Source organism: Flavobacterium sp. NPDC079362 (assembly GCF_050267765.1).
In the GTDB taxonomy this organism is placed as follows: Bacteria; Bacteroidota; Bacteroidia; order Flavobacteriales; family Flavobacteriaceae; genus Flavobacterium; species Flavobacterium azizsancarii.
The window spans coordinates 288,251-313,756 of record NZ_JBNNFM010000001.1 but is presented as its reverse complement, the minus strand read 5'-3'; the positions used below and the strand labels follow the sequence as shown (position 1 = coordinate 313,756).

Annotated in this window: 28 protein-coding genes; 23 read left to right on the top strand and 5 right to left on the bottom strand. The window is 34.4% G+C overall.

Annotation, left to right across the window (positions count from 1 at the left end; genetic code table 11):
* Window positions 1–226: 226 nt before the first annotated feature.
* The 3 genes from ACQKCJ_RS01370 to ACQKCJ_RS01360 all read right to left on the bottom strand — a co-directional run bounded on the left by ACQKCJ_RS01370 (window position 227) and on the right by ACQKCJ_RS01360 (window position 2,077).
* Window positions 227–589, bottom strand: coding sequence for a PKD domain-containing protein (locus ACQKCJ_RS01370; RefSeq protein WP_271334008.1), 363 nt, complete (start codon window positions 587–589; stop codon window positions 227–229).
* Window positions 590–1,294: 705 nt separating this feature from the next.
* Window positions 1,295–1,837, bottom strand: a complete 543-nt coding sequence (locus tag ACQKCJ_RS01365) for a DMP19 family protein (protein ID WP_271334007.1) — start codon at window positions 1,835–1,837, stop codon at window positions 1,295–1,297.
* Window positions 1,838–1,906: 69 nt separating this feature from the next.
* The gene (locus ACQKCJ_RS01360; protein WP_271334006.1) at window positions 1,907–2,077 is read right to left on the bottom strand and encodes a hypothetical protein; all 171 of its coding nucleotides are present in this window, start codon (window positions 2,075–2,077) and stop codon (window positions 1,907–1,909) included.
* A 260-nt stretch (window positions 2,078–2,337) separates the two neighbouring features.
* Between ACQKCJ_RS01360 and ACQKCJ_RS01355 the strand changes: the two genes are divergently transcribed.
* The 6 genes from ACQKCJ_RS01355 to ACQKCJ_RS01330 all read left to right on the top strand — a co-directional run bounded on the left by ACQKCJ_RS01355 (window position 2,338) and on the right by ACQKCJ_RS01330 (window position 6,276).
* Window positions 2,338–2,784, top strand: coding sequence for a hypothetical protein (locus ACQKCJ_RS01355; protein ID WP_271334005.1), 447 nt, complete (start codon window positions 2,338–2,340; stop codon window positions 2,782–2,784).
* 79 nt (window positions 2,785–2,863) lie between these two features.
* The gene (locus ACQKCJ_RS01350; RefSeq protein ID WP_271334004.1) at window positions 2,864–3,625 is read left to right on the top strand and encodes an MBL fold metallo-hydrolase; all 762 of its coding nucleotides are present in this window, start codon (window positions 2,864–2,866) and stop codon (window positions 3,623–3,625) included.
* Between the two features lie 116 nt (window positions 3,626–3,741).
* Complete coding sequence (locus ACQKCJ_RS01345; RefSeq protein ID WP_271334003.1) at window positions 3,742–4,080, top strand: hypothetical protein; 339 nt, start codon at window positions 3,742–3,744, stop codon at window positions 4,078–4,080.
* A 94-nt stretch (window positions 4,081–4,174) separates the two neighbouring features.
* Window positions 4,175–4,729 (top strand): hypothetical protein, encoded by a 555-nt coding sequence (locus tag ACQKCJ_RS01340; RefSeq protein WP_271334002.1) that lies wholly within the window; start codon window positions 4,175–4,177, stop codon window positions 4,727–4,729.
* A gap of 1 nt (window position 4,730) precedes the next feature.
* Window positions 4,731–5,288, top strand: coding sequence for a YdeI/OmpD-associated family protein (locus ACQKCJ_RS01335; protein WP_427401192.1), 558 nt, complete (start codon window positions 4,731–4,733; stop codon window positions 5,286–5,288).
* An 85-nt stretch (window positions 5,289–5,373) separates the two neighbouring features.
* Complete coding sequence (locus ACQKCJ_RS01330; protein WP_271334000.1) at window positions 5,374–6,276, top strand: PhzF family phenazine biosynthesis protein; 903 nt, start codon at window positions 5,374–5,376, stop codon at window positions 6,274–6,276.
* A 50-nt stretch (window positions 6,277–6,326) separates the two neighbouring features.
* Here ACQKCJ_RS01330 and ACQKCJ_RS01325 read toward each other — a convergent pair whose 3' ends face one another.
* Entirely contained in the window at window positions 6,327–6,554 is a 228-nt protein-coding gene (locus tag ACQKCJ_RS01325) for a CDGSH iron-sulfur domain-containing protein (protein ID WP_056248078.1), read from the bottom strand.
* A 515-nt stretch (window positions 6,555–7,069) separates the two neighbouring features.
* On the opposite strand from ACQKCJ_RS01325, the gene ACQKCJ_RS01320 reads away from it, so the two are divergent.
* The 14 genes from ACQKCJ_RS01320 (at window position 7,070) to ACQKCJ_RS01255 (ending at window position 20,620) form a co-directional block, all read left to right on the top strand.
* Entirely contained in the window at window positions 7,070–7,249 is a 180-nt protein-coding gene (locus ACQKCJ_RS01320; protein ID WP_271333999.1) for a hypothetical protein, read from the top strand.
* A 441-nt stretch (window positions 7,250–7,690) separates the two neighbouring features.
* Window positions 7,691–9,748 (top strand): methionine--tRNA ligase, encoded by a 2,058-nt coding sequence (metG, locus tag ACQKCJ_RS01315; RefSeq protein ID WP_271333998.1) that lies wholly within the window; start codon window positions 7,691–7,693, stop codon window positions 9,746–9,748.
* 292 nt (window positions 9,749–10,040) lie between these two features.
* Window positions 10,041–10,277, top strand: coding sequence for a hypothetical protein (locus ACQKCJ_RS01310; RefSeq protein WP_271333997.1), 237 nt, complete (start codon window positions 10,041–10,043; stop codon window positions 10,275–10,277).
* A 272-nt stretch (window positions 10,278–10,549) separates the two neighbouring features.
* Window positions 10,550–11,299: a hypothetical protein gene (locus ACQKCJ_RS01305; protein WP_271333996.1), complete on the top strand. Its 750-nt coding sequence runs from the start codon at window positions 10,550–10,552 to the stop codon at window positions 11,297–11,299.
* A 132-nt stretch (window positions 11,300–11,431) separates the two neighbouring features.
* Entirely contained in the window at window positions 11,432–12,001 is a 570-nt protein-coding gene (locus ACQKCJ_RS01300; RefSeq protein WP_271333995.1) for a serine protease, read from the top strand.
* Between the two features lie 11 nt (window positions 12,002–12,012).
* Window positions 12,013–13,530, top strand: coding sequence for a flotillin family protein (locus tag ACQKCJ_RS01295; RefSeq protein WP_427401191.1), 1,518 nt, complete (start codon window positions 12,013–12,015; stop codon window positions 13,528–13,530).
* 121 nt (window positions 13,531–13,651) lie between these two features.
* A complete protein-coding gene (locus ACQKCJ_RS01290) occupies window positions 13,652–14,539 on the top strand; it encodes a DMT family transporter (RefSeq protein WP_427401190.1) in 888 nt (295 codons plus the stop codon).
* Between the two features lie 259 nt (window positions 14,540–14,798).
* Window positions 14,799–15,506, top strand: coding sequence for an HAD family hydrolase (locus tag ACQKCJ_RS01285; protein WP_271333992.1), 708 nt, complete (start codon window positions 14,799–14,801; stop codon window positions 15,504–15,506).
* On the top strand, window positions 15,506–16,135 hold the full coding sequence (locus ACQKCJ_RS01280) for a chloramphenicol acetyltransferase (protein ID WP_271333991.1): 630 nt from the start codon (window positions 15,506–15,508) through the stop codon (window positions 16,133–16,135). The genes ACQKCJ_RS01285 and ACQKCJ_RS01280 overlap by 1 nt, the downstream gene beginning before the upstream one ends.
* Before the next feature lie 101 nt (window positions 16,136–16,236).
* Window positions 16,237–17,370: an OmpA family protein gene (locus tag ACQKCJ_RS01275; RefSeq protein WP_427401189.1), complete on the top strand. Its 1,134-nt coding sequence runs from the start codon at window positions 16,237–16,239 to the stop codon at window positions 17,368–17,370.
* Window positions 17,371–17,505: 135 nt separating this feature from the next.
* A complete protein-coding gene (locus ACQKCJ_RS01270; RefSeq protein ID WP_271333989.1) occupies window positions 17,506–18,960 on the top strand; it encodes a hypothetical protein in 1,455 nt (484 codons plus the stop codon).
* Window positions 18,961–19,053: 93 nt separating this feature from the next.
* Entirely contained in the window at window positions 19,054–19,572 is a 519-nt protein-coding gene (locus ACQKCJ_RS01265; RefSeq protein ID WP_271333988.1) for a ferritin, read from the top strand.
* Window positions 19,573–19,654: 82 nt separating this feature from the next.
* Window positions 19,655–19,840: a hypothetical protein gene (locus ACQKCJ_RS01260; RefSeq protein ID WP_427401188.1), complete on the top strand. Its 186-nt coding sequence runs from the start codon at window positions 19,655–19,657 to the stop codon at window positions 19,838–19,840.
* 90 nt (window positions 19,841–19,930) lie between these two features.
* Complete coding sequence (locus ACQKCJ_RS01255) at window positions 19,931–20,620, top strand: DUF2461 domain-containing protein (protein ID WP_427401187.1); 690 nt, start codon at window positions 19,931–19,933, stop codon at window positions 20,618–20,620.
* A 97-nt stretch (window positions 20,621–20,717) separates the two neighbouring features.
* Here ACQKCJ_RS01255 and ACQKCJ_RS01250 read toward each other — a convergent pair whose 3' ends face one another.
* Window positions 20,718–21,050: a single-stranded DNA-binding protein gene (locus ACQKCJ_RS01250; RefSeq protein ID WP_427401186.1), complete on the bottom strand. Its 333-nt coding sequence runs from the start codon at window positions 21,048–21,050 to the stop codon at window positions 20,718–20,720.
* A 176-nt stretch (window positions 21,051–21,226) separates the two neighbouring features.
* Here ACQKCJ_RS01250 and ACQKCJ_RS01245 point away from each other — a divergent pair, with 176 nt between their 5' ends.
* The 3 genes from ACQKCJ_RS01245 to ACQKCJ_RS01235 are packed head-to-tail and all read left to right on the top strand — an operon-like array spanning window position 21,227 to window position 25,506.
* The gene (locus tag ACQKCJ_RS01245) at window positions 21,227–22,756 is read left to right on the top strand and encodes a bifunctional GNAT family N-acetyltransferase/carbon-nitrogen hydrolase family protein (protein ID WP_271333984.1); all 1,530 of its coding nucleotides are present in this window, start codon (window positions 21,227–21,229) and stop codon (window positions 22,754–22,756) included.
* Window positions 22,753–23,100, top strand: coding sequence for a hypothetical protein (locus ACQKCJ_RS01240; RefSeq protein WP_072957263.1), 348 nt, complete (start codon window positions 22,753–22,755; stop codon window positions 23,098–23,100). Before ACQKCJ_RS01245 ends, ACQKCJ_RS01240 begins: the two co-directional genes overlap by 4 nt.
* A gap of 12 nt (window positions 23,101–23,112) precedes the next feature.
* Window positions 23,113–25,506, top strand: coding sequence for a M28 family peptidase (locus ACQKCJ_RS01235; protein ID WP_271333982.1), 2,394 nt, complete (start codon window positions 23,113–23,115; stop codon window positions 25,504–25,506).

Genomic DNA, 25,506 nt, shown 5'->3' with positions numbered 1-25,506 from the left:
CTTAACATACCGAAATTTGAAGCGATCTAAAAACAAAACCGTGTAATTAATAAAAGCTAAATTAAACACATAGAAACATAGATTTTATGTCTAGAAAGAATAAAAAAGAAATAGATTTCTTTGACGCGGCTAGCTTCGTGTGTTTTAAATAAGTAAAAACGTCTTTTTTGAGAATAAAGAATCTATGTTTCTATGTTTTAAGAATAATTACGCCCAACTGTAGAACCTAATTAATTATAATACTTCTTGTTGGTGATGCAGTACAAGCTGCTTTTCCGTCCTGAATCGTAATATCAGCTCTTACAGTATAAGTTCCGGCGGCAGTATAGATATGCGAAATTGTTGTGTTGGTTGTGGTTTCAGTTGTTCCGTCACCAAAAGTCCATTTAACAGATTTAAACTCATAATTTCCAGTATACTCCACAACAAAATCAACTTTTTTAGCATTTTCAGGATCAGTTTTATTCTTAAATTTCATAAAAAATGACTCGCCAAAACAATCAATTCCTTTATCCAGATCAGATTTGCTACAAGAATAACCTAACAACAATACTGCAACAATACATACAATTTTAAATCTGGTTTTCATGGTATTTAGATTTTTCAGTTACTATTTATATTGACATTTATGCAAATATAATTAATATCGTGCATTTGTTTTTTGACAATTATCATGAAAAAACGTTTTTTAATCAACATTAAATAATCTCAAAATAATGCATTATGAATATTAAGAAACAATAAAATATTCCACCCAATCCCCATAGCTATCGGGAGCAAAGATTCGCAAAGTTTTTCATAACAACTGTCAGAACGAAGTCGAAGCTTCGGAAAAAGCTCCACAAAGTTCTATTTTAACGCCAAAGATTAAAAGATTAAAATGATTTTTTTAAATCTGCCTAAATCTTTTAAAATCTGCGTGAAACAAAAAATTCGCTATCTATCACTATCTAAATTTCGAGAAATTTCGAATACATTCAAATAAAAACGCATTATAATCTTTGCGCAGATGGATTAAAATCCATCCTTATAATATAAATCGAGCCGAAGGCTCTTTCTAAAAACTTTGTGTGGCTTCGACTCCGCTCAGCCTGACAATCCTAAGAATAATCTTTACGCAGATGGATTAAAATCCGTCCCTACAATATAAATCGAGCCGAAGGCTCTCTATAAAAAATATTGAGCCTTCGCTCCTGATATCTATAGGGATTGTGTGCGGTTTTATAGACATTCAAACAAATAACTTTGCGTGCATTGCGAAACCTTAGCGTGCATTGTGGTTAAACAACAAAACCTAAGCTCTTTTTATCTCATGCCCAACATATTCCTCTAAAGCTGCAAACATATCATCTACCGAAAGCACTTCGAAATCAGGGTGATTTTTCAGGAAACCGGCATTCAAAGTAATTAAGTTTTCTTCTAGTTCGAAGAAAGTATCGTTGTTCAGCAAATCTCTTGTTGGGTTTACACCTTCCAGTTTTCCGCTAAGAAATTTATTCAGCTTTACGCTACTCATCAGTTTTACTTTTTTGCTTTGTTGTTGGAATAATTCCAAGTGTTTTTCGGCGCCAATCAAAGCCAGACCTTCTTCGATAAGTTCGTTCAGTTCCTTATTCCAACCTGATTTGTGTACAAACTGAGCAAAATTTCCTTCAGCATATTGCGAGTAGTAATAATCAAGATAATAACTCATCAAGGCATCTTCGTGAATAAACTCATCATCGACATCTTCCTCACGCATTAAATTGATTACCGAAATATTAGAGTGAATCACATCCTGAAGATTTTCACTATTCATTGCCGTTTCAGAAACTAGTATTCTACCGAATTCCTCCATTTTGTTTGTTTTTATATATTGATTTGCAAATTTCAGCTAAATTAAAACAGAAACGAAATACAATCTGATTTAAATAGCATCAGATTCATCACTATTCTTTTTCTGATTCATTTTTGTCACCAAAGCCTTCAAGCGCAAAGCATGCGCTTTTTTCTCCTCCTGAATTTTGGCTTTTTTCTTATTGAGTAGTTTAGTATGCAAAGCCTTGTTTTTCGTGTTTTTCTCGGGACCTTTTGCCATGATTTGCTCTTTTAATTTACGTTTACAAAGATAGGGAACTTGATATAAATATTTTTTTAGGCGTTTCAGCCGCCGCGAATCGGGCTATTGCTGCAAGTCCTCGCACTTCCTTCGTCAAGCTGTGGGCTTTTCGCTGCTATCCCTAACGCTGATATTTTTTTTATAAGAAAATTATTCCTTTTATTATATCAAGCTTCATTAAAATAGTATTTTAGCACTTTCACACAACTAAAGAAAACATCAACAATAGCAGTAAAGCAATGGGCAAAACCAAAGATTTTCTAGATACATTTTCAGATCACGAATTGGCTTTTTTTGCCAAATACAAACAGCATACTTACATGCGTGATACGCAAGAAGACATAAAAAATTACATACTAGAAAGAAACTTGACTCAAAAAGCTATTGATCAATTTATTGCCCAACCAACACAACTCTATTATGAAAATGCAGAATGCTGTCCTCGTTGTGGATCAGACAAGCTATTAATTAACAATGTACAATGGACTCAAACTCATCAAAAACATAATTACGGAAGTGACTTCATTTTTAAGGATAGTTTATATAATGGAGATGTAATCTATAAAGATGAGATCATCTGTAATGTTTGTGACTTTTGGCTAGAAGATCCAAACAATCAAAATCCGAACAAAAAGAGAAAGAAAACCTGGATAATTTGGGATTTGTTCATGTCTGCTTTTGATTAAATCTGTTAAATTTACAATCCGATAATACAGATTTAGAATCTGTGTTCGTAATGACAAAATCAATCAAAGCAAAATCACCATGACCCAAATCCACCACCTCAACTGCGTAAAAATTGTTTCACCCGTAAACGATAATGTTTGCGGACATTGCCTATTGATTCAGGAAAACGACAAACTCATTTTGATCGATACCGGTATTGGTCTTTTAGACATTCAAAACCCGGAAGAAAGAATCGGTCAGCAGCTTATAGACATGGTTGGTTATCATTTCGACGAAAATCAAACTGCAATAAAACAAATCGAAAAATTGGGACTAGATCCCGCAAAAGTTACTGATTGCATTATTTCGCATCTGGATAATGATCATATTGGCGGATTGGCAGATTTACCAAATGCAACCGTTCATGTAGGAATTGAAGAATACAAAAGTTTTCTTTCCGGAAATCCCAGATATCTCAAAACACCTTTATCTCATAACCCAACAATTAAAACTTATGAAAAATCAGATTTTGATTGGTTCGGGTTTGAAGCCAGAAAAGTCAGTATCGATACTGAAACAGAATTTTTTCTTATTCCGCTTTTCGGGCATACGTTAGGACATTGCGGTGTAGTTTTTAAAACAGAAAAAGGATGGTTATTTTATATTGCCGATGCTTATTATATGCGAATTGAACTTACTGACACTAATCATCCGGTAAATCAACTGGCGCAAATGAGAGCCGAAGACAATAATTTAAGATTAAATACATTAGACAAAATCAGAAATTTAATAAATGAACATCCGGAAATTGAAGTTTTTGGATATCACGATATCGAAGAATTTAATTTTCATCAGAACTGAACCACATTCCATTCAAAATAAAATTATAAAAATAGAATAAATTGAAAATTTTCAACTGGTTTAATACAAGAGCAAATAACTCAAAATTTGAGAAGACATTTTCATCTTTAAAAAGAATGGGAAACATAGTTCCAAGTGCAAAAACCACTTTTGAATTATTAAAAGAATTAAATCGGGAATCCACAGATCCGGAATCAGACATTTTAATTTCTGAATTCGATAAAATTCAATATGGATCTAACACCAATAGTTATTTTTACTTTTATTTGCCAATAGTGACTCATATTCTCTTTTATAAACCGCAATATGAAAAAGATATTTTAAGATATTTGATAGGTCCAAATTTTGCAAACGGAACATCAGAAACCAATGAAATGATTGCAATCATAAAAGGAGCAATGGATTTTAAACTTAAAGAAGATAAATTCTATTTAAGCAAAGAAAGTCAGTTTTAGGTTTTAAATGAACTTCCTAAACTAGAAAAAGAAGTTCAAAGAGAAATATATGTTTGCTGGAAGGAACTTGATGAATAAAAATTAAAACTTTACTATGAAAATACAAATCGTACTTATCTCGTTACTTTTATTGTTCATCTCTTGTTCTAAAAAAGAAGAATCAAATGTAACGTTTAAATATTTCGATTTTACTTTTAGCAACACTTTCGAAACTAGTTTTTCGGTAAAATTCACTCCAAACGATAGTGTTTATATTAGAGAACATTGGAGTGGCTACGATGCTTTTGACAGCACTAAGATTCCAAAAAGCAAAACAAATTATATCGCTTTAATAAGTAAAAAAGATAAAGCAAAACTGTTAGATTTAATTTCTAAAACGCAACTGAAAAAATACAACGAGAGTTATCAGGAAGATTATAGCGATGGGAGATATTACACCTTTTATATTGACAAAGATTCAATCAAAAAATCAATTGCAATACACAGCCACAAAGACGATGTTCCAAAAGATCTGGATTCTTTAGCAAAATGGATTTATACCTGGAAAAAGAAAGTAAGATTAATTGAAACCAATAAAAAGCTAACTTTTTTCAGCTCAAAATCTGTTTTACCTCCGCCGCCACCGCCACCGCTATTAAAAACGAAATAAAATGAACCCAACTTTCTTCGCAACCCAAAACGAATTCAGAGCATGGCTAGAAAAGCATCACCAAAAAGAAACCGAACTTTTAGTAGGTTTCTATAAAGTCAACAGCAAAAAACCGTCAATGTCGTGGTCACAATCTGTAGATCAGGCGCTTTGTTTTGGCTGGATCGATGGCGTTCGAAGATCAATTGATGACCAAAGTTATTTGATAAGGTTTACACCAAGAAAAAAATCCAGTATTTGGAGCGCGATCAACATCAAAAAAGTCGAAGATCTTATCAAAGTAGGATTAATGACGCGCGAAGGTGAGAAAGCTTTCGCACTAAGATCTGAAGAAAGATCCGGAATTTATTCGCACGAAAAGGAACCATCTATTCTTGATCCTGAGTTTGAAAAACAATTTAAAGCCAATACAATCGCCTGGAAATATTTTAATACACAAGCACCATCGTACAAAAAAGTTATGATTCACTGGATTATGACGGCAAAACAGGAAAAAACCAGAATTTCGAGACTTGAAAAAACAATAAATATTAGCGCAGAACAAAAACGAATGTTGTAAAAGAAAAACGATTCATTGTAACTTAGATCAAAGAACAAATAGTAACTTTATTCTATCGAATTAATTTCAACAAAAAGAAATCATAATGAAAGATAGAATAACATTAGAATACTACGTTTTAGATGTATTCTCTAACAAAAGTTACAAAGGAAATCCGTTGTCTGTTGTTTTTACTGATGGCGATTTAGCAATCGAAGCATATTCGAATATTGCAAAGGAATTTGGCTATTCTGAGACTTCATTTGTTTATTATTCGACAACACAAAAAGCTTTGAATGTTAGGTCTTTTACACCTTCAGGTTTTGAAGTTGATGGCGCCGGACACAATTTATTAGGTGCCGTTTGCGCTGCCTTACTCAAAAAAATCTCCATATTTGAGGAACAAAATGAAACCGATCATTTTGTAATCATGAAAGATAGTCCGATTCGATTAACCACAAGTTTTGATCCCCTTACAGCAGATCCAATTGTGCAAATGCATCAAAAACCAGCAACTATTGGTCAGGAAGTTCCGGCTTCGAGAATCGCAAAAGCACTTGGTTTAACTATTGACGATTTAACTGTAGACGATCTTTTGCCTACAATAGTTCAAACAGAAGTTGCGCATGTTATGGTTCCCATAAAAAACAGGAGATTTCTACACGATTGCATTCCGGACAACAAACGCTTAATCGAAATCTCTAAAGAATACGACTTTGAAGGTTTCTATTGCTTTACACTTTCTGACGAAGATCCAAATAATATAGCCGAAGCCCGATTTTTTAATCCCTTAATCGGAATCAATGAAGACGCTGCAACAGGAACAGCTGCGGGACCATTAATTGGATTTTTGACCCAACATAAATACACGCAACCCAATACCGAATATAAAATTCTGCAAGGCGTAAAATTGAGTCAGCCTTCGCTTATTGAAGTAATGGCAAGAGAAAATGATATTTTAGTAGGCGGTTCTGCGGTTATAACAATGCGTGGGGAACTTTATATATAAAAAAAGCTGCATGATGCAGCTTTTATAGTATAACCAGAAAATAAGATTTCTTAGTTTGTTTTCATTGGTGGTAAATCGAATGCGATAGAATCGTGTTCGAAATTATTACGGTGCCCTCCATCGCAAAAAGGTTTGTTTGCAGATAATCCGCAACGGCAAAGTCCTAATGCAGCTCTTCCTTGTAGTCCGTAAACAGTTCCTTCAGAATCCATGATTTCAAAATCACCTTCGATTTTAATAGATCCGTTTTTATTGATGATTAATTTTGTCTTGCTCATAAAATTGTCTTTGTTTTTTCAGGGCAAAGATTGCAAAATAAATTTTTAAGATTTTAATGCGGGTGCTAGTTTAAACTGGTTCTATTTTATGGTGTTATTTCACAGAGGTTAATATCAATTGGGTTGAAATAATCGCGCAAAGGTTTTATGTTTTGTCAGGCGAAGTCAAAGTCAATGGCACGCGGATGACACGGATCACTTCGTGAAAACGCTGATCAATACGGATTTTTTTCATGTTTCGGTTTTCTTTGTGAGACTGAGACGAAGCCTCGCAAAGATTGGCGTCTCTAAACACGGAGACTGGACTGAAGTCCAGCCCTACAAAATAAATCGTTCCTCTGGAACTTTTTTTGGAGAGAGCCTTTGGCTCGGGATGTATTGTAAGGCTGGACTCAGGAGAATGCACAGAAATCCAGCCCTATAAAAAAACGTTCCTCCGAAAATTTTAAGGAGAACCTTAGGTTCGGAATATATTGTAGGGCTGGACTTTAGTCCAGTCTAAACCAGAAAGGAAAATGTCAATCTTTGTCGAGTTTCTAGTGGGATTTCTGCCTTTGGTCGAAATGACAAATTGGAGCGAATTTCTTTGCACCTTTACTGAAATCCAGTCCTATAAACAAATCGTCCCTCCGGAACTTTTAAAGAGAACCTTAGGTTCGGATCATATTGTAGGGCTGGACTTCAGTTCAGTCTAAACCAGAAAGAAAAATGTCAATCTTTGTCGAGTTTCTAGTGGGATTTCTCCCTTTGGTCGAAATGACTAATTGGAGCGAATTTCTTTGCGCCTTTACTGAAATCCAGTACTAAAAAAATCGTTCCTCCGAAAATTTTAAAGAGAACCTTAGGTTCGGAACATATTGTAGGGCTGGACTTCAGTCCCGTTTAAACCAGAAAGAAAAATGTCAATCTTTGTCGAGTTTCTAGTGGGATTTCTCCCTTTGGTCGAAATGACAAATTGCAGCGAATTTCCTTGCGCCTTTACGACTTTGCAAGATTATTTTAAGCTATACAAATAAAAAACTTCGTGAATCTCAGTGAGAACCTTCAAGAATCTCAGTGGTTTTTCTTTGTGAAACTCCGCAGAATAACAAAATCTCAATTCTATTGCTTATTTTTGCACTCAATAAAATTGAGTTATGATACAAAATCCAAAGAGATATACTATTACGGCGGCATTGCCTTACACGAATGGACCTATACATATTGGGCATTTGGCGGGGGTTTACGTGCCTGCAGATATTTATTCGAGATATTTACGTTTGCAAGGAAAAGACGTTGCGTTTATTTGCGGAAGTGATGAACACGGGGTTGCAATTTCGATGAAAGCTAAAAAAGAAGGAATTACACCACAAGAAGTTATTGATAAATATGACGGAATTATCAGAAAATCATTCAATGATTTCGGAATTTCGTTTGATAATTATTCTCGTACTTCGGCTAAAATTCATCATGATACAGCTCAGGAATTTTTTAGAACATTGTATGATAATGGTGATTTTATTGAAGAGGTAACAGAGCAATTGTATGATGCAAAAGCGAATCAGTTTCTTGCAGACCGTTTTGTGGTTGGAACTTGCCCAAAATGTGGCAATGATGGAGCTTACGGAGATCAGTGCGAAAATTGCGGATCTACTCTAAATGCTACGGATTTAATTAACCCAAAATCGACGATTACCGGAGAAACTCCAATTTTGAAATCGACAAAACACTGGTTTTTACCTCTTGACAGATATTCTGATTTCTTAACTGAATGGATTTTGGTTGGACATAAAAACGACTGGAAACCTAATGTTTACGGACAAGTAAAATCATGGATCGATGGCGGTCTTGAACCTCGCGCAGTAACGCGTGACCTTGATTGGGGAATTGATGTTCCTGTTGAAGGTGCCGAAGGAAAAAAATTATACGTTTGGTTTGATGCACCAATAGGATATATTTCATCAACTAAAGAATGGGCTCTCCGCGAAGGAAAAGACTGGGAACCGTACTGGAAAGATGAAGACACGAAACTGGTTCATTTTATAGGGAAAGACAATATTGTTTTTCACTGCGTTATTTTCCCTGCGATGCTTAAAGCCGAAGGAAGCTATATTTTGCCGGATAATGTTCCTGCAAATGAGTTTTTGAATTTGGAAGGAAACAAACTTTCGACTTCTAAAAACTGGGCGGTTTGGCTGCACGAATACCTGGAAGAATTTCCGGAGAAACAAGACGTTTTGCGTTATGCATTAACCTCTAACGCTCCTGAAACTAAGGATAATGATTTTACCTGGAAAGATTTTCAGGCGAGAAATAACAACGAATTGGTTGCAATTCTCGGGAACTTCATTAATCGTGTTGTGGTTTTAACCAACAAATATTACGACGGATTTATACCTACGCCAAACGAATTATCTGAGGTTGACGAAAAGACTTTAGCAGAATTAAAAGCGTATCCAGCCGTGATTTCAAGTTCGGTTGAGCGTTACAGATTCCGTGAAGCTTTGGGCGAATTGATGAATGTTGCGCGTTTAGGAAATAAATATCTTGCCGATGAAGAGCCTTGGAAAGTAATGAAAGACAATCCGGAGCGTGTAAAAACTCAAATGTATGTTGCCTTGCAAATTGCTGCTGCGTTGAGTATTCTTGCTGAACCGTTCTTGCCTTTTACTGCTGCAAAGTTGTCAGGAATCCTGAAAAATGAAGGTAAATTGAAATGGAATGATGTTACTGAAAATTCAGAATTGATTCCGGAAGGTCACCAAATTGGTGAAGCCGAATTATTATTCGCAAAAATAGAAGACGAAGAAATACAAAAACAAATAGATAAATTGGAAGCTACAAAAACAGCTAATATTGCCGAAAACAAACAAGCAGAACCTCAAAAAGATTTAATTCAATATGAGGATTTCGCCAAAATGGATTTACGTGTAGGAACTATTATTGAAGCTGAAAAAATGCCAAAAGCCAACAAACTTTTGGTTCTTAAAATTGATACCGGAATTGATGTTCGTACAATTGTTTCGGGAATTGCCGAAAGCTTTTCGCCAGAAGAAATCATTGGTAAACGTGTTACGGTTTTAGCCAACTTAGCGCCAAGAGCTTTACGCGGAGTTGAAAGTCAAGGAATGATCCTGATGACAACAAATGCAGAAGGTAAATTGGTTTTTGTAAATCCTGATACGGATGCACCAAATGGTGAAACGATAAACTAACTTTTTTGTAAAAAGTTAGATGTGAATTGACAAATGTTAAAACATTAGAAATTTCTCATGTTTTTTCTTTTTACCTGAGTTTATAGTTGTAAGTTTTTCTCGACAAAATATCTTGAGACTTTAAATAGAAACTTATTCAAAGTTAACATAAGCGAACCCTCGCCAAGGTGCTGGAGCAGGAAACTGCCCTTAATCTATCCTCGGATATTTTGTCACACCTAAAGTGAGGGTTTCGTGCGTTTAATATTTTCGATATGACAAAAGAAAATCACAAACATCAGAAACGGCTGTAATGACAGCAATGGCAAAATTTCTTTCGGACATTTGGTTCGTAGATGAAATCAGGGATCAACCAGAACAGCTAGCCGAGATTTTCGACGCTATTCTGGTAACAGAAACAGGAGATTATCAAGATCTTCGCATTAAAATGATAAGCTGCATTAGAACCATCAAAACTTTGGTGCAAGCGCTTGAACCTTTTTCGGATACGGAAATTAAAAAAGCTTATCAAAAAATGATGAATGCCTAATACCACACAAAAACAAATTTAATCTTTACATTTTTTTGTGCTGTCAGGCACTAAATATCGGTAGAAATATTAGGTTTCAAATTCGTTGGCGTGCCGTAGGTACGCAACAAAGCGAAACTATTGCGTACCTACGGCACGCCAAATTTGATTCAATTCATGTTTTCTACCAACATTTAGTGCCAATGGACATTTTTATATTTATTAAAAAAGCGTGAATTTATTAATCATTTTAATAGATTCGCTCTTTTCGTTTTATAAAGAACCAATAAGTCATGACAAACCAAATAAAATTAACCCTTACGCTATTTCTCCTTTTAATTTTTACCTCTTCGAAAGCACAAAACATAGGTGCTTTTGCAATTATTAAAGACAAAAAAGATGGTTTTGTGAATGTACGGGATAATAATAATGCGAAATCAAAAATAGTAGGTAAAATTTCTGAAAATCAGGTTTTCGAAGATATGGATGCCATACAAGGCGAAAAAAATGAATGGGTTTACATTACTTACGGAGTTTCAAAACAGAAAACAGGCTTATCAAACAAACCTGAAGATCAGGAATTTGGTTATATTCATAAAAGTCGAATTCAATATTTAAGCAATCTGCCAAAATTACGAATGAAGATTATTTCTGAAAATAATGCCGAATTTAAAAATGACGATCTCACGATTACTATCCAAACCGGAAAGTTCATACCAAAAGAACATCAGATTAAAAAACAAGATGGCTTTATATCAAAAATAGATGACCAATATCCATGGGGAATTGACGGAATAAAACCTGAAAATCTTATCGAAATAAAAACTATAAAAATTACCACTAAAAATGAAGTTTATAATATCCCAATAAATAATCTAACCGGAATATATAGTCCTAATTTCAAAAACACGCAAATTTATATTGGTCCGGAGAAAACAATTTTTATAGGAATGTCTAACGGAGACGCTGCCGGAGCATATAATGTAGTCTGGACAATTAAAGACAATAACGCAAAAGATCAATTTGTTTTTAGGGATTTCTAAACAGATAATAATCATAGAAAAGCACGCGTATTTCAGTGATTTTGTAATTACTTTCTTATATAATTTTCATGCAAATTAGTTTTGTTAAATAAAAAACAAGATATTAGCGCCTAATCATTCAAAAAATACAAAATGATAGAACTGTTAGATAGTTTACCCACTTTACTCAAATCTTTTTGGTATATCGCTATCCCAACAAGTATCATTTTTATAATTCAAACCATTATCACCTTTTCGGGTTTGGATATTGGTGATGGTGTTGAGACTGATTTTCACGGCGACACACATGGCGGAGGTGATTTTCAGCTTTTTTCGTTACGAAATCTTATCAATTTTTTATTGGGATTTAGCTGGACAGGAATTTCTTTTTATACCACAATTGGCGATAAACCCATATTTCTGATTATTACTTCACTTGTTGTTGGGGTTTTGTTTGTCGTTTTGTTTTTTCTGGTGATCAGACAAGTACAAAAATTAGCCGAAGACAACTCATTTAAAATCACCAATACTTTAAACAAAACTGCCGAAGTTTATTTGACTATTCCCGAAAACAAAAAAGGCAAAGGCAAAATCATGATCAGCGTACACGGTGCATTTCACGAACTTGAAGCCATGACTGAGAATGAAAGAATTCAATCAGGCGCAATCGTTAAGGTCATAAAGATAGAAAACAACAATATTTTAATAGTAGAATCCATTTAACATAACCAAGCATGAATCCAATTATTTTAATTGCAGTTGCGGCAATAGTATTTTTCGTAACAATTTCGGCATTAATATCAAGGTACAAACGTTGTCCTTCTGATAAAATTTTAGTCATTTATGGTCGTACCGGCGGAACATCGGCAAAATGTGTTCACGGAGGTGGCGCCTTTATCTGGCCTGTAATTCAGGATTATGCATTTTTAGATTTAAAACCGCTTTCTATCGAGGCAAATTTAACTAATGCCCTGAGCAGACAAAACATTCGTGTAGATGTTCCGTGTAGATTTACAATCGCTATTTCTACAGAATCTGATAGTATGAATACGGCGGCAGAAAGACTTTTGGGTTTATCATCTGAGCAGATTCAGGAATTGGCAAAAGATATTTTATTTGGGCAATTGCGTTTGGTAATTGCAACAATGACAATTGAAGAAATCAACTCTGACCGTGATAAGTTTCTGGACAATATCTCGAAAAACGTTGATAGCGAATTAAAGAAAATTGGTTTAAAACTGATCAACGTAAACGTTACCGATATTAAAGACGAGTCTGGCTATATCGAAGCTTTAGGAAAAGAAGCTGCTGCAAAAGCAATCAACGAAGCAAAAATTAGTGTTGCTGAACAGGAAAAAATTGGAGAAACCGGTAAAGCTCTTGCAGATAGAGAAAAAGACACTCAAATCGCAGAAACTCACAGAGACAGGGACGTAAAAATTGCTATTACGCAAAAAGACAGAGAAATTAGTATTGCAACTGCCGCAAAAGATGAAACCATTGGAAAAGCAGAAGCCGCAAGAGACACAAGGGTAAAAACGTCTGAAGCAAATGCAATTGCGATTCAGGGAGAAAATGAAGCAAAAATTGCTATTGCAAATTCTGAAGCTTTGCGTAGAGAAAAAGAAGCAGAATCGTTGCGTATTGCCATAACTGCAGAGAAAGTACAGCAAGCAAGAGCATTAGAAGAATCGTATCTTGCAGAGCAAAAAGCCGAATTGGCCCGTTCTGAAAGAGAACGCTCTACGCAAATTGCCAATATTGTAATTCCTGCCGAAATAGCCAAACAAAGAGCTATTATCGAAGCGCAAGCTGCCGCAGAAACCATAAGAGAAAATGCAAAAGGTGAAGCTGACGCAATTTTTGCAAAAATGGAAGCAGAAGCGAAAGGTTTATTCGAAATTTTAACGAAACAAGCCGAAGGTTACAAACAAGTTGTTGCTGCTGCCGGCGGAGATCCAAGCAAAGCTTTCCAACTATTGTTACTGGAAAAACTTCCTGAATTAGTTAGAACTCAGGTTGAAGCGGTGAAAAATATAAAGATTGATAAAATTACCGTTTGGGATTCTGGCAATGGTTCTGGCGAAAATGGAAGTTCATCGACGGCAAACTTTGTGTCTGGAATGATGAAAACGGTTCCACCATTAAATGATTTATTTAATATGGCTGGCCTTAATTTGCCTTCTTACTTAAAAGGTGAAAACATTGCTGAAGTTCCACCAACAGTTGAAGTGGTACAAAAAGAAGAATAAGAATCAACTTATTATTGTATATTCTATAAATTGCGTGAACTTTGCTTCACGCAATTTTGTTTTAAAAAAGAATTTAAAAAACACTTACAAGAGTAATTCGGTAAGTTAGAAACGCATTACAATGAAAATTACCAAACCAAGATTAGCCTTAATCGGAGGAATACTATGTATTTCGATTTTCCCGATATTGGTTAAACTTAAATTAGCACCGGGATTAATCTCGGCTTTTTACCGCATGGCTTTTGCCATTCTATTATTATTGCCGTACGTACTTTTAAGCAAAAACTTTAAACTTCCACCATTAAAATTCACATTACTTGCAGCACTTTGCGGGGTTTTATTCGCCTCTGATGTTGCTGTCTGGAATATTGCCATTCAGGATTCAAGCGCAACTCAGGCTTCGCTACTAACAAATTTATCACCGCTTTGGGTTGGTATTGGTTCTTTTTTCTTTTTGAAAGTAAGACCTACAACTAATTTCTGGATAGGAACTGTAGTTTCCTTATTCGGCATGATTACCTTAGTTGGCTTTAGTTTTTTTCTGGAATTGAATTTTAATCAGGCATTCTTATTTGCCGTTTTATCCGGAATTTTATATTCTATTTATCTTTTAGTGAGTAAAAATGTTCTTTCGCAAGTCGATGTTTTATCGTTTATGACGATTAGTTTATTGGCTTCAACTGTATATTTAGGAATTATTTGTTATGCATTAAACGAACCTTTTACAGGATTTTCTAATGCTGGCTGGTTTCTGTTTGTGTTACAAGCCGTTATTTGCCAATTGTGCGCCTGGCTTTCTATTAGTTATGCCACACAACATATGCGCGCAACAAGAGTTTCTTTAAATTTATTGAGCCAGGCAGTAATTACAGCCGTATTAGCTTGGTTATTTTTAGAAGAACAAATAACTTTACAAATGGTTTTTGGCGGAATCATTTTGCTATTCGGAATCAGGATTACTTTTTACGATAAGACAATTTCTATTAAGAGGCTGTTTGCAAAGAATTAGGATTGAGAAATGGCACGCGGATGATACGGGTTTAAACGGATTTACGCGGATTTAATTTTAAATAGTTTGTGAATTTGTGGCGAAAAAATAGTTTCACGCAGATTTTGCAGATTTAAACAAATTAACGCAGATTCTTTTATTTAATCTTTTTTAATGATCTAATCTGTGGCAAAAAAAATTAGCGCTAACTCGTGGCTAAAAAACCTGAAACAAAGAAAACCTGAAACCTGAAACAAAACAACCTTGAAACAAAAACACCATGTTACATAGAAACAAAATACCAAACTTAAAAGTAATTGCATTCGATGCTGATGATACTTTGTTTGTAAACGAACCTTACTTTCAGGAAACAGAACATAAATTTTGCGCTTTGATGGAAGATTATCTTTCACATCAGGGTATTTCGCAGGAATTATTTAAGATCGAAATTCAGAATTTACCTTTATACGGTTACGGAATCAAAGGATATATTCTGTCGATGATTGAAGCTGCGATGAATATTTCGAATAATACAATCCCTATTGAAGCGATCGCAAAAATCATTCAATACGGAAAAGAATTACTCGAAAAACCTATCGAACTTCTGGACGGAGTCGAAGATACCTTGAAATCTCTACACGGAAAATACAAATTGGTTGTTGCTACAAAAGGCGATCTAAAAGACCAACACAGCAAATTACATCGTTCCGGTTTGGGTCATTATTTTCATCATATAGAAGTAATGTCAGACAAACAAGAAGTTGATTATGAAAAATTACTGGGTCGTTTAGACATTAAGGCCAATGAATTTTTGATGATTGGAAATTCATTGAAATCTGATGTTTTACCGGTTCTCGGAATTGGAGGTTACGCCGTTCATATTCCGTTTCATACCACTTGGGAACACGAAAAAATTAGTCACAAAGTCGAACACGAGCATTTTAGTTCCTTCGAAAAAATTACTGAAATACTTCAGAACTTATCATAATGAAAACACTTTTAGATTTAGAAAACTGGAACAGAAAAGAACATTTCTTATTTTTCAAACAATTAGAAGAACCTTTTTTTGGTGCAACCGTAGAAATTGATTGTACAAAAGCCTACCAAACTGCAAAAAGCATCAAGGCTTCTTTCTTCATATATTACTTGCACAAAACATTGGTTGCAGTAAATTCTATTGAGAATTTCAAGTATAGAATCGCTGATGACAAAATTTATATCAACGATCGTGTTGACGCATCGGCAACAATTGGGCGCGAAGACGGTACTTTTGGGTTTTCATTAATCGAATATAATCCTGATTTTAAAATATTTGAACAAAATGCTTTAGCAGAGATTAAGCGTATTCAAAGTACAACCGGACTTTTTACAAGATCATTTGACGATGATAACGTAGTTCATTTTTCGGCGATTCCGTGGTTAAATTTTACTTCGCTTTCGCATGCCAGAAGCTACACGTTTCCAGACAGTTGCCCTAAAATTTCTTTTGGAAAAATGATCACTTCCGAAACCGGAAAAAGAACAATTGCAATGTCTGTTCATGTTCATCATGGATTAATGGATGGTTTGCATATGGGACAATTTGTCGATTATTTTCAGGAGTTAATGAATGTTTAGAAAGCACATTTAACCCTATTCTGTTATATTTATGACTTTTATTGGATCATAATTCTTACAATAAATTGTTAGTTTGGGAAAAATTAAAAACTAAAATAACAATGAAAAAAATTGTAATGACTTTGGCGTTTGCTTTGACCGTAGCTTATGCAAATGCGCAAACAGAAAAAAGTTCGACAGCCTACAATAAATGGTCGGTAGAACTAGGTGGAGGTGTAAACAAACCTCAACGTCCAATGAGCTCAAATTATTTTACAAGCACACCAAGTCTATGGGTTGGTGATCTTGGAGTTAGATATATGTTTAATAACAAATTTGGTTTAAAAGCTGATTTTGGATACAACAGTTTTACAGGAAAAAACAATTCTATAGATTTTGACTCAAAATATTACAGAGCCGACTTGCAAGCTGTTGCTAACTTAGGCAGAATCATGAACTTTGAATCCTGGACTAAAACATTTGGTTTATTAGGTCACGCAGGTTTTGGTCTGGCACAGTTAGAGAACAAAGATTTACATGTTAAAGACAGAATGGGTAACTTCATCGCAGGTGTTACAGGTCAGGTTAGATTGTCTGACAGATTTGCTTTAACCGGTGATTTTACTACGATCCTGAATGCGTCGCAAGATGCTACTTTTGACGGAGCAACTACTGCAGATTCAAGAGGTTTTACAGGAATTTTATTTAACGGAACAGTTGGATTGCAGGTTTATTTAGGAAAAAATGCAAAACATGCTGACTGGACCTTAATCTCAGAATCTCAAGATCTTACTGAATTACAAAATAAATTAAACGAACTTGAAACTTTAGTAGCAAATAAACCTACTGAAGTAATTGTAGAAAAAATAGTAGCAGCTGTTCCTGTAGTAGCAGTACCTCAAAAAGATGTTGTAAAAGAAATGATTAACGATCAATATTACAGTGTTTATTTTGACTTTAATAAATCGACTCCAATCGAAAATTCTACTGCTGCCATAGATGTTGTTTTAACGTACTTAAGAAAAAACCCTTCGGCATCTCTTGACATTATTGGTCATGCTGATCAGGTTGGTAAGGCAGAATATAACAACAAATTATCAAACACCAGAGCTAAGAATGTTAAAACCATTTTAGAAAAAGCAGGTATCGAATCTTCAAGATTAAATACTGTTGCTGCCGGATCAGATAATTCTATCGACAAAGATCCAGCTGAAGCAAGAAGATTAGCAAGAAGAGTTACTTTTAATGTAAGATAATTCCACTTCAAAAAAGTAAGGGCCCAAAAAGAAATTCTTTTTGGGCTTTTTTTATTTTCCCCAATTCCAGTTGCCAGTTTACTTTAATCCATTAAATTTAATTAAATTTGGAATAATATTTGTGCAACGAAACTCATGAAAAAACTTCTTCTTTTTTTTCTTTTAGCCTCTCCATCAGTATTGTTAAGTCAAACAATCTTAAATTCTTTTCCGTTAGATCTAAAAAGAATTGACGAAAACAGTCAGATCTTAAGTGCCGAAGATGTAAAAAATCACGATGTCTATGTTTTTGCATCCGATTCTAAAAACATCAACATTCTAAAATACAGCAAATCTTTTTTCCTGAAAAATCAATTTACTGATTCTATAAAAGACGCAGAAGACAGATCTTTACTGGGCAGCAGCATAAGCGATGACGGAAATCCAACACTTTACTGGAGCTCCAGAAAATCACAAAACATAAAAATTATAAAATATTATCTGGACAATAATACTTCCCGGGCCCTAAATTTTAATATTCCTGAAAACAATGAATATATAATTACCACGTTTCAAAAAAACAATAATTTCTACATTCTCGGAAAGGAAAAAAACAGCCAACATCTTCTTCTTTATGAATTAAAAAATGGAAAATGTGAGATAAAAATGTTTGATTTTTCAGCTTTTCGTTTTCAAAATGAAAGAGGACAGAACCTCACTTTCAGTTCATTGATTCGATATTTTCCAATTCAAAAAATGGAGTCAGATGATTTCAATCCATTAGACAAAGCTGTTTCTATAAATAAACTTTACGTTCTGGAAGATCGAATTATTTTGACTTTTGATTATAACCAAAAAACGACACAAGTTTTCGATCTAAATATGGGAACTGCTGATATTACAGAGAAAAATTTCAATCAGCCGGATTCTAAAATTTTATCTAAAAGCTCAAATTCATTTTATAGCGAAAACAAACTCTTTCAAATCACAGCCAACAAACAGGAACTTTTGTTTGCTATAAAAGATTTTGATTCTGAAAAAACGATTAAAAGCATTTCGGTTTCAAAAAAAGATACTATTCGTTTCAAAAATTCGCCTTTATTCGCTCAGACAAACGATAATAAACCCCGCGAGATAAAAACAACCAATAAATTCCTGAGTCAATTATCGGATCTCAGTGTTGGGATTTCCGTTTTTAAAAACAATAAAAACAGCTATATAACATTTGGCGGATATCTGGAATATATCGTTTCTGATTTTAATTATGGACAAAACAATTCGTTTGAAAATTTTGAAAGACAAGTACAATATCGTCAAAGCAAAATGGTGTATTTTGATTCGATGTTAAACGCTGACTTAGATTTTGTACCCACTGAGAAATCTGCACCTTTAGCGATCGACAACATCTTTTATTACCTGAGTATGAATAAAAATGCCGCACTTAAGAATATAATTAAATTGAAAGATTATTATATTTTAAGCTATTATGACACAGCCTTAAAACAATATACTATTCGCAAGTTTACAGATGGTTTTATCAGGGAAGACAGCGGAAACCCGATTAGTAATAAAGCTATTTTTTCGAATTCTTTGCCTATTAAAAAACCTTAAATTTATTGAGAATTAATCCAAATGTCCTGTGATTTTGGATTTCAAAAAAGAGGAATGGATAATTTTTTCTAACTTTACAAAAAAGTCATTATTATGTTATCAAAAAATATTGAGTCAGCTTTAAATAAGCAAATTCGCATAGAGGCCGAATCTTCGCAAACCTACCTTTCTATGGCTTGTTGGGCTGAAGTACACGGATTAGAAGGAATCGCACAATTTATGTACACACAATCAGACGAAGAGCGCGCTCATATGCTTAAGTTAGTTAAGTATGTAAACGAACGCGGAGGTCACGCGCAGATTACAGATCTAAAAGCACCTAAAACATCTTATTCTACTTTTAAAGAAATGTTTGAAGCTCTTTATAACCATGAGATTTTTGTTTCAGAATCTATCAATGAGTTGGTACACATTACTTTCTTAGAAAAAGATTACGCAACTCATAATTTCTTACAATGGTACGTTGCAGAACAAATTGAGGAAGAAGCAACAGCAAAATCTATTCTTGATAAAATCAACTTAATTGGAGATGACAAAGGTGGATTATATTTGTTCGACCGTGATATTCAGCAATTAACGGTTACAAGTTCTATTGCAATTAACCCTAAATAAAAAATAGTTAAAGTTTATTTAGAATACTTAAAAATAACTATTTTCTTTTATATTTGCTTCTGTTTTTAAATACGGAGGAAAATTGAGCAAGAAAGTAAAAGATAAGGACAAGAAAAAGGATAAAAAGAAAAAGAAAAACGCAGCTATCCTTGACAAGATTAAAAAGTTGGAAAACTGCAAATCATCTTGCTGTGAGAAATACAAAAAAAGTGAAAAGAAACGCTGCTCACGTTGTCCTATGTTTGATTTATTCAAAAAAACTGCTTAACTACATATACACAAAACCCACCAACAAATTTGGTGGGTTTTTAGTTTAAATTAATCGCCTTCTGATTTTAAAAAGATTCTAAATTTAATTATGGAAAACATTATCATACCCAAATCCAGTCTTGATTTTTTGACTCAACTTAAAGAGAACAATAATAAACCTTGGTTTGATGCCAATAAACCTGCTTATTTAATAGAATTAAATCATATTGAAACTTTTGCAGGTGCTTTGCTTCATGAACTTTCAAAAACTGATGTTTTAGAAACTTCTTCGGGCAAAAAAAGTGTGTATAGAATTTATCGTGACATTCGTTTTTCTAAAGACAAAACTCCTTTTAAAACCTTTTGGGGCGGCAGTTTTACAAGAGCAACAAGTCAAAGGCGCGGCGGTTATTATTTTCATCTGGAAAAAGGAAACAGTTTTTTTGCCGGTGGTTTTTGGGGACCAAATGCCGGAGATCTAAAACGTGTAAGAAGTGAATTTGCCCATGATTCTGAACCGATGAAAAAAATATTGAGTTCAAAATCTTTTGTCAAAACTTTTGGAACTTTACAAGGCGAACAGCTTAAAACAACACCAAAAGGATTTGATATCACCCATGAAGCTATTGACTTACTTAGATACAAACAGTTTTTGATCATTAAACGTTTTACTGATGACGAAGTACTAAGTCCGCTTTTTCTGGAACAAGCCTTAGAAACCTGCAAAAACATGAGACCTTTTTTTGATTATATGAGCGAAGTACTCACTACTGATATTAACGGCGCATCTGTTTTATAAATACATTTCAACATAAATTTTAAACCCGACAGGTTTTAATCCAGAAGTCTCGGGATTAAAACCTGTCGGGTTTTTGAATATCAAGTTTAACGTAACGCTATTTACTTAACAGAAGAATTTCAGTGACAACAACTTCGATAATATATTTCTTTTCACCGTTTTTATCGTCATAACTTCTGTGGGTCAGCTTACCTTCAATGGCAACTTCTTTGCCTTTTAGTACATATTTTTCGATAATTTCTGCCGTTTTTCCCCAGGCAGTTACACGATGCCACTCTGTTTGCTCAACCTTTTCGCCCTTGTCATTGGTATATTTGTCGTTTGTGGCAATAGTCAAATGCGCTAATTTTCTTCCGTTATCCAATGTTCTAATTTCTGGGTCGTTACCTACGTTACCAACTAATTGTACTCTGTTTTTCATTGCATTCATGGCGTATAATATTTAAATGTTCATATATAAAGAATTCGATTATCAAATTCAACATTGCAAAGATGAGATGTAATGCAAAACTTATTCGGTTATCAACTAATTACTTTCGGTTGTAATTATTTGTAAACGTTTGTAAATGGATTTTTTTTCGTATTTTTAACACAAATCATACTACAATGCAAACAAAAATTAATAAAGTCGAGTTACGAAATCTAGAAATAGAAGATTATAAACAATTGAAAAATTCAATGATTGAGTCATATCCCGAAATGGCAAATTCATATTGGAAAGAAAAAGACATTGAAAAATTACTTTCTATATTTCCTGAAGGCCAATTGGTAATTTTAGTTGATGACAAAGTTGTAGGATCTGCTTTATCTCTTATTGTAGATGAAAAATTAGTCGATAAAAGACATAATTACAAACAAATTATTGGTGATTATACATTCTCAACACACAATCCTGACGGAGAAATATTATACGGAATCGATGTTTTTATTCACCCTAATTATCGAGGTTTACGTTTGGGCCGTCGTTTGTACGATGCCAGAAAAGAACTTTGCGAACAATTGAACTTAAAAGCTATTGTTTTCGCAGGAAGAATCCCTAATTATAACCAGCATTCTAAAAAGCTTACGCCAAAAAATTATATTGATAAAGTAAAACATAAAGAATTACATGATCCTGTACTTTCATTTCAGCTGAGTAATGATTTTCACGTTTTAAGGATTATCAAAAACTATCTGGAAGGCGATGAAGAATCTAAGGAATTTGCTGTTCTCTTAGAATGGAATAATGTTTATTATGATGAAAGTCCAAAACTTATTAATCTCGAAAAAAGCGTTATTCGTTTGGGGTTGGTTCAATGGCAAATGCGTCAACTAAATAATCTGGAAGAGTTTTTTGAGCAGGCAGAATTTTTTATCGATGTCGTTTCAGGTTATGGAAGTGATTTTGCTTTGTTTCCTGAGCTTTTTATCGCGCCTTTAATGGCTGATTACAATCATTTATCCGAAGCTGAAGCCATTCGCGAACTTGCGAGATATTCTGACCCCATTAGAAAACGTTTCCAGGAATTCGCCATCTCTTACAACATCAATATTATTACCGGAAGCATGCCTCTTTTAGACAATGGTAATTTATATAATGTTGGTTTTTTATGCAAAAGAGACGGAACTTCAGAAATGTATACCAAAATTCATGTTACACCAAACGAAGTGCAGCATTGGGGAATGAAAGGCGGATCTGAATTTAAGACGTTTGACACAGATTGCGGAAAAATTGGAATCTTAATTTGTTATGATGTCGAATTTCCTGAACTCTCGAGAATAATGTCTGACGAAGGAATGAATATTTTGTTTGTACCTTTTCTTACAGATACCCAAAACGCTTATACACGTGTCAAACACTGCTCGCAGGCGCGTGCAATCGAAAACGAATGTTATGTAGCCATAGCAGGTTGTGTTGGTAATTTACCAAAAGTGAACAATATGGATATTCAATATGCACAAGCATCTGTATTTACGCCGTCTGACTTTGCTTTTCCCAGTAATGGTATAAAAGCTGAGGCAACGCCAAATACAGAAATGACCCTGATTGTTGATGTTGATCTGAATCTCTTAAAACAGCTTCACGAACATGGAAGTGTTCGAATCTTAAAGGACAGGCGACATGACCTGTATGAAATCAAAAAGCTAGAACCATGAAAACATGCCTGGAATGCTCCGAAAAAATAGTAGGCAGAGAAGACAAAAAGTTTTGTTCAGACAGCTGTCGAAATGCCTACAATAACAAGATAAACAAGGACAGCACTAATTTCATGCGCAATGTAAACAACAAATTAAGAAAAAATTACCGTATTTTGTCTGAACTTAACATGGATGGAAAATCTAAAGCAACTCGGGAAAAAATGATAAACAAAGGCTTTGATTTCGACTTCTTTACCAATATCTTGCAGACCAAAACAGGAAATACCTACTATTTTCTGTATGATCAAGGATATCGCTCTTTGGACAATGATTATTTTATGCTTGTTAAAAAAGAAATATAGTACGTATTCATCATGAAAAAAAATCCCACCTCAATTCTGGCCATAGTCTGCATTCTAGCTATTCTTGGTATAATCTACGCCTCGATGATGCCTCAATGGATTTCGAAAGATGAAGAAGCACTTGCAGAATTCTCGACAGAGAGAGCACTAAATCAGGTCGAAATTATTGCGCAAAAACCTCACTATGTTGGCTCAACCAATCATGAACTTGTAGCCAATTATCTTAAACTGGAACTCAACCGAATTGGACTAGAGACTTCTATTCAGGAAGGATTTACCCTAAATGATAAAGGACTTTTAGTAAAATCTAAAAACATTCTGGCCCGTATAAAAGGGACCAATAATACAAAAGCACTATTACTATTATCACATTATGATAGTGCCCCACATTCGTTTTCTAAAGGCGCAAGCGATGACGCCTCAGGAGTAGCGACAATTCTGGAAGGAATTCGTGCTTTTTTATACGCCAAACAACCACACAAAAATGACATCATCATTCTTTTTTCTGATGCCGAAGAATTAGGATTAAATGGCGCAGCCCTTTTTGTCAACGAACATCCCTGGGCAAAAGACGTTGGTTTGGTCATTAACTTTGAAGCAAGAGGTTCATCAGGACCAAGTTATATGCTGATGGAAACCAACAAAGGAAATGAAGCTCTTGTAAAAGAATTTGCCAATGCAAAAACTAAATATCCGGTTTCGAATTCGTTGATGTACAGTATTTACAAAATGCTGCCAAACGATACTGATCTTACCGTTTTTAGAGAGCAGGGCAAGATTCAGGGATTCAATTTTGCGTTTATAGACGGACATTATAATTATCACACACAACAAGACGATGTTCAGCATTTAAGCAAAACGACATTGGCGCATCAGGGAACTTATTTGATGCCATTGTTAAAATATTTTTCGAATGTTGATTTAACAACAACAGATTCAACGGAAGACCATGTTTATTTCAGCATTCCGTTTTCATTCATTAGTTATCCTTTTTCATGGGTTATACCAATGACCATCGTGGCTTTAGGCTTATTAATTCTTTTTATTTTTATTGGAAAAGCGAAGCGTGTCATTACTTTTAGGGAAATTTTCAGAGGATTTGTTCCACTTTTGGGATCACTCGTTGTTTCAGGATTAGTTACCTTTTTAGGCTGGAAAATCCTGCTTCAGATCTATCCGCAATATTCAGATCTCCTTAACGGATTTACTTATAATGGTCATGCTTACATTGGTGCTTTTGTTGCACTAAGTATTGCAATTTCTTTTGCATTTTATCATCATTTTTCAGAAGCAAAGATCACAATGAACCACTTTGTAGCTCCATTGCTACTTTGGATTATCATTAACGCCTTTCTGGCAAATAGTTTAACCGGCGCCGGTTTCTTAATCATCCCGGTTTATTTTGGAGTAATCCTTTTCGGGATTTTTGTCATCACCCAACATTATAGCTTAGGCATAAACTTGTTATTCAGTATTCCTGCTTTAGCCATTATAGCACCATTTATTTTGATGTTCCCTATTGGACTGGGCTTAAAAATTCTCTTTGGAAGTGCGATTCTAACCGTTTTACTTTTTGGATTATTGCTTCCTATATTTGGAGATTTCTTTAAAAAAGGAATCTGGACAATGTTCTTTTTTGCGGTATCTATTGGATTTTTCATCTATGCAGGATATCACTCTGGTTATAAACACGGAGAAGCAAAATCAAACAGTTTATTATACGTTTATAATGCCAATACAAACTCAGCTGTCTGGACTACTTATGATGTAAACTTAGACGAATGGACTAAAAGTTACTTGGGAGAAAAAAATCAAAAAGCAGTTGGCTTAAATGCTCTTCCGTTAACGAGTAAATACAATTCCGGTTTTACATACAGCGCAATCGCACCGGTTGTTGAGCTTCAAAAACCAACGATTGCTTTCTTAAAAGACAGTACTGTAGGAAACAACAGGTATTTAAAAATTAAAATATCTCCAAACCGAAAGGTAAATCGTTATGATATTTATGCCAATCCTAAAATGACTTTCTTCAACTTTAAAGCTAATGGTGTTTCTACTTCAGATCAAAAAGGAAATCGTCTGGAGCGTGACGGATCAAAAATCCTATGTTATTATGTCGTAGCCAACGAACCCCTTATAATGGATTTCTACATCAATAAATCATCTATTTTTGATATGGATCTTATCGAAAGTTCTTTCGATTTAATGACAAATCCGTTACTAAAAATAAAACCAAGAAGCGACTGGATGATGCCAACTCCATTTGTTTTAAATGATGCCGTATTGATTCAACAAAAAATAAAAAAATATACAGCACCTGCAACTAGCCTGACACCTGCAACTGCAGTAAAAGACAGTACGGCTGTTGCAAAAGATAGTTTGAAACCAGTGGTCAGACCTGAGTAA

Bases quoted from the DNA above. Each gene is read 5' to 3' on its own strand.
- ACQKCJ_RS01245 (WP_271333984.1), top strand. From the start codon at position 21,227: ATGCAAACAAAAATTAATAAAGTCGAGTTACGAAATCTAGAAATAGAA.
- ACQKCJ_RS01250 (WP_427401186.1), bottom strand. From the start codon at position 21,050: ATGAATGCAATGAAAAACAGAGTACAATTAGTTGGTAACGTAGGTAAC.
- ACQKCJ_RS01370 (WP_271334008.1), bottom strand. From the start codon at position 589: ATGAAAACCAGATTTAAAATTGTATGTATTGTTGCAGTATTGTTGTTA.
- ACQKCJ_RS01265 (WP_271333988.1), top strand. From the start codon at position 19,054: ATGTTATCAAAAAATATTGAGTCAGCTTTAAATAAGCAAATTCGCATA.
- ACQKCJ_RS01280 (WP_271333991.1), top strand. From the start codon at position 15,506: ATGAAAACACTTTTAGATTTAGAAAACTGGAACAGAAAAGAACATTTC.
- ACQKCJ_RS01330 (WP_271334000.1), top strand. From the start codon at position 5,374: ATGAAAGATAGAATAACATTAGAATACTACGTTTTAGATGTATTCTCT.
- ACQKCJ_RS01235 (WP_271333982.1), top strand. From the start codon at position 23,113: ATGAAAAAAAATCCCACCTCAATTCTGGCCATAGTCTGCATTCTAGCT.
- ACQKCJ_RS01325 (WP_056248078.1), bottom strand. From the start codon at position 6,554: ATGAGCAAGACAAAATTAATCATCAATAAAAACGGATCTATTAAAATC.
- ACQKCJ_RS01285 (WP_271333992.1), top strand. From the start codon at position 14,799: ATGTTACATAGAAACAAAATACCAAACTTAAAAGTAATTGCATTCGAT.
- ACQKCJ_RS01350 (WP_271334004.1), top strand. From the start codon at position 2,864: ATGACCCAAATCCACCACCTCAACTGCGTAAAAATTGTTTCACCCGTA.
- ACQKCJ_RS01305 (WP_271333996.1), top strand. From the start codon at position 10,550: ATGACAAACCAAATAAAATTAACCCTTACGCTATTTCTCCTTTTAATT.
- ACQKCJ_RS01320 (WP_271333999.1), top strand. From the start codon at position 7,070: ATGTCAATCTTTGTCGAGTTTCTAGTGGGATTTCTGCCTTTGGTCGAA.
- ACQKCJ_RS01310 (WP_271333997.1), top strand. From the start codon at position 10,041: ATGACAGCAATGGCAAAATTTCTTTCGGACATTTGGTTCGTAGATGAA.
- ACQKCJ_RS01270 (WP_271333989.1), top strand. From the start codon at position 17,506: ATGAAAAAACTTCTTCTTTTTTTTCTTTTAGCCTCTCCATCAGTATTG.
- ACQKCJ_RS01255 (WP_427401187.1), top strand. From the start codon at position 19,931: ATGGAAAACATTATCATACCCAAATCCAGTCTTGATTTTTTGACTCAA.
- ACQKCJ_RS01360 (WP_271334006.1), bottom strand. From the start codon at position 2,077: ATGGCAAAAGGTCCCGAGAAAAACACGAAAAACAAGGCTTTGCATACT.
- metG (WP_271333998.1), top strand. From the start codon at position 7,691: ATGATACAAAATCCAAAGAGATATACTATTACGGCGGCATTGCCTTAC.
- ACQKCJ_RS01355 (WP_271334005.1), top strand. From the start codon at position 2,338: ATGGGCAAAACCAAAGATTTTCTAGATACATTTTCAGATCACGAATTG.
- ACQKCJ_RS01300 (WP_271333995.1), top strand. From the start codon at position 11,432: ATGATAGAACTGTTAGATAGTTTACCCACTTTACTCAAATCTTTTTGG.
- ACQKCJ_RS01275 (WP_427401189.1), top strand. From the start codon at position 16,237: ATGAAAAAAATTGTAATGACTTTGGCGTTTGCTTTGACCGTAGCTTAT.
- ACQKCJ_RS01340 (WP_271334002.1), top strand. From the start codon at position 4,175: ATGAAAATACAAATCGTACTTATCTCGTTACTTTTATTGTTCATCTCT.
- ACQKCJ_RS01240 (WP_072957263.1), top strand. From the start codon at position 22,753: ATGAAAACATGCCTGGAATGCTCCGAAAAAATAGTAGGCAGAGAAGAC.
- ACQKCJ_RS01335 (WP_427401192.1), top strand. From the start codon at position 4,731: ATGAACCCAACTTTCTTCGCAACCCAAAACGAATTCAGAGCATGGCTA.
- ACQKCJ_RS01290 (WP_427401190.1), top strand. From the start codon at position 13,652: ATGAAAATTACCAAACCAAGATTAGCCTTAATCGGAGGAATACTATGT.
- ACQKCJ_RS01365 (WP_271334007.1), bottom strand. From the start codon at position 1,837: ATGGAGGAATTCGGTAGAATACTAGTTTCTGAAACGGCAATGAATAGT.
- ACQKCJ_RS01295 (WP_427401191.1), top strand. From the start codon at position 12,013: ATGAATCCAATTATTTTAATTGCAGTTGCGGCAATAGTATTTTTCGTA.
- ACQKCJ_RS01345 (WP_271334003.1), top strand. From the start codon at position 3,742: ATGGGAAACATAGTTCCAAGTGCAAAAACCACTTTTGAATTATTAAAA.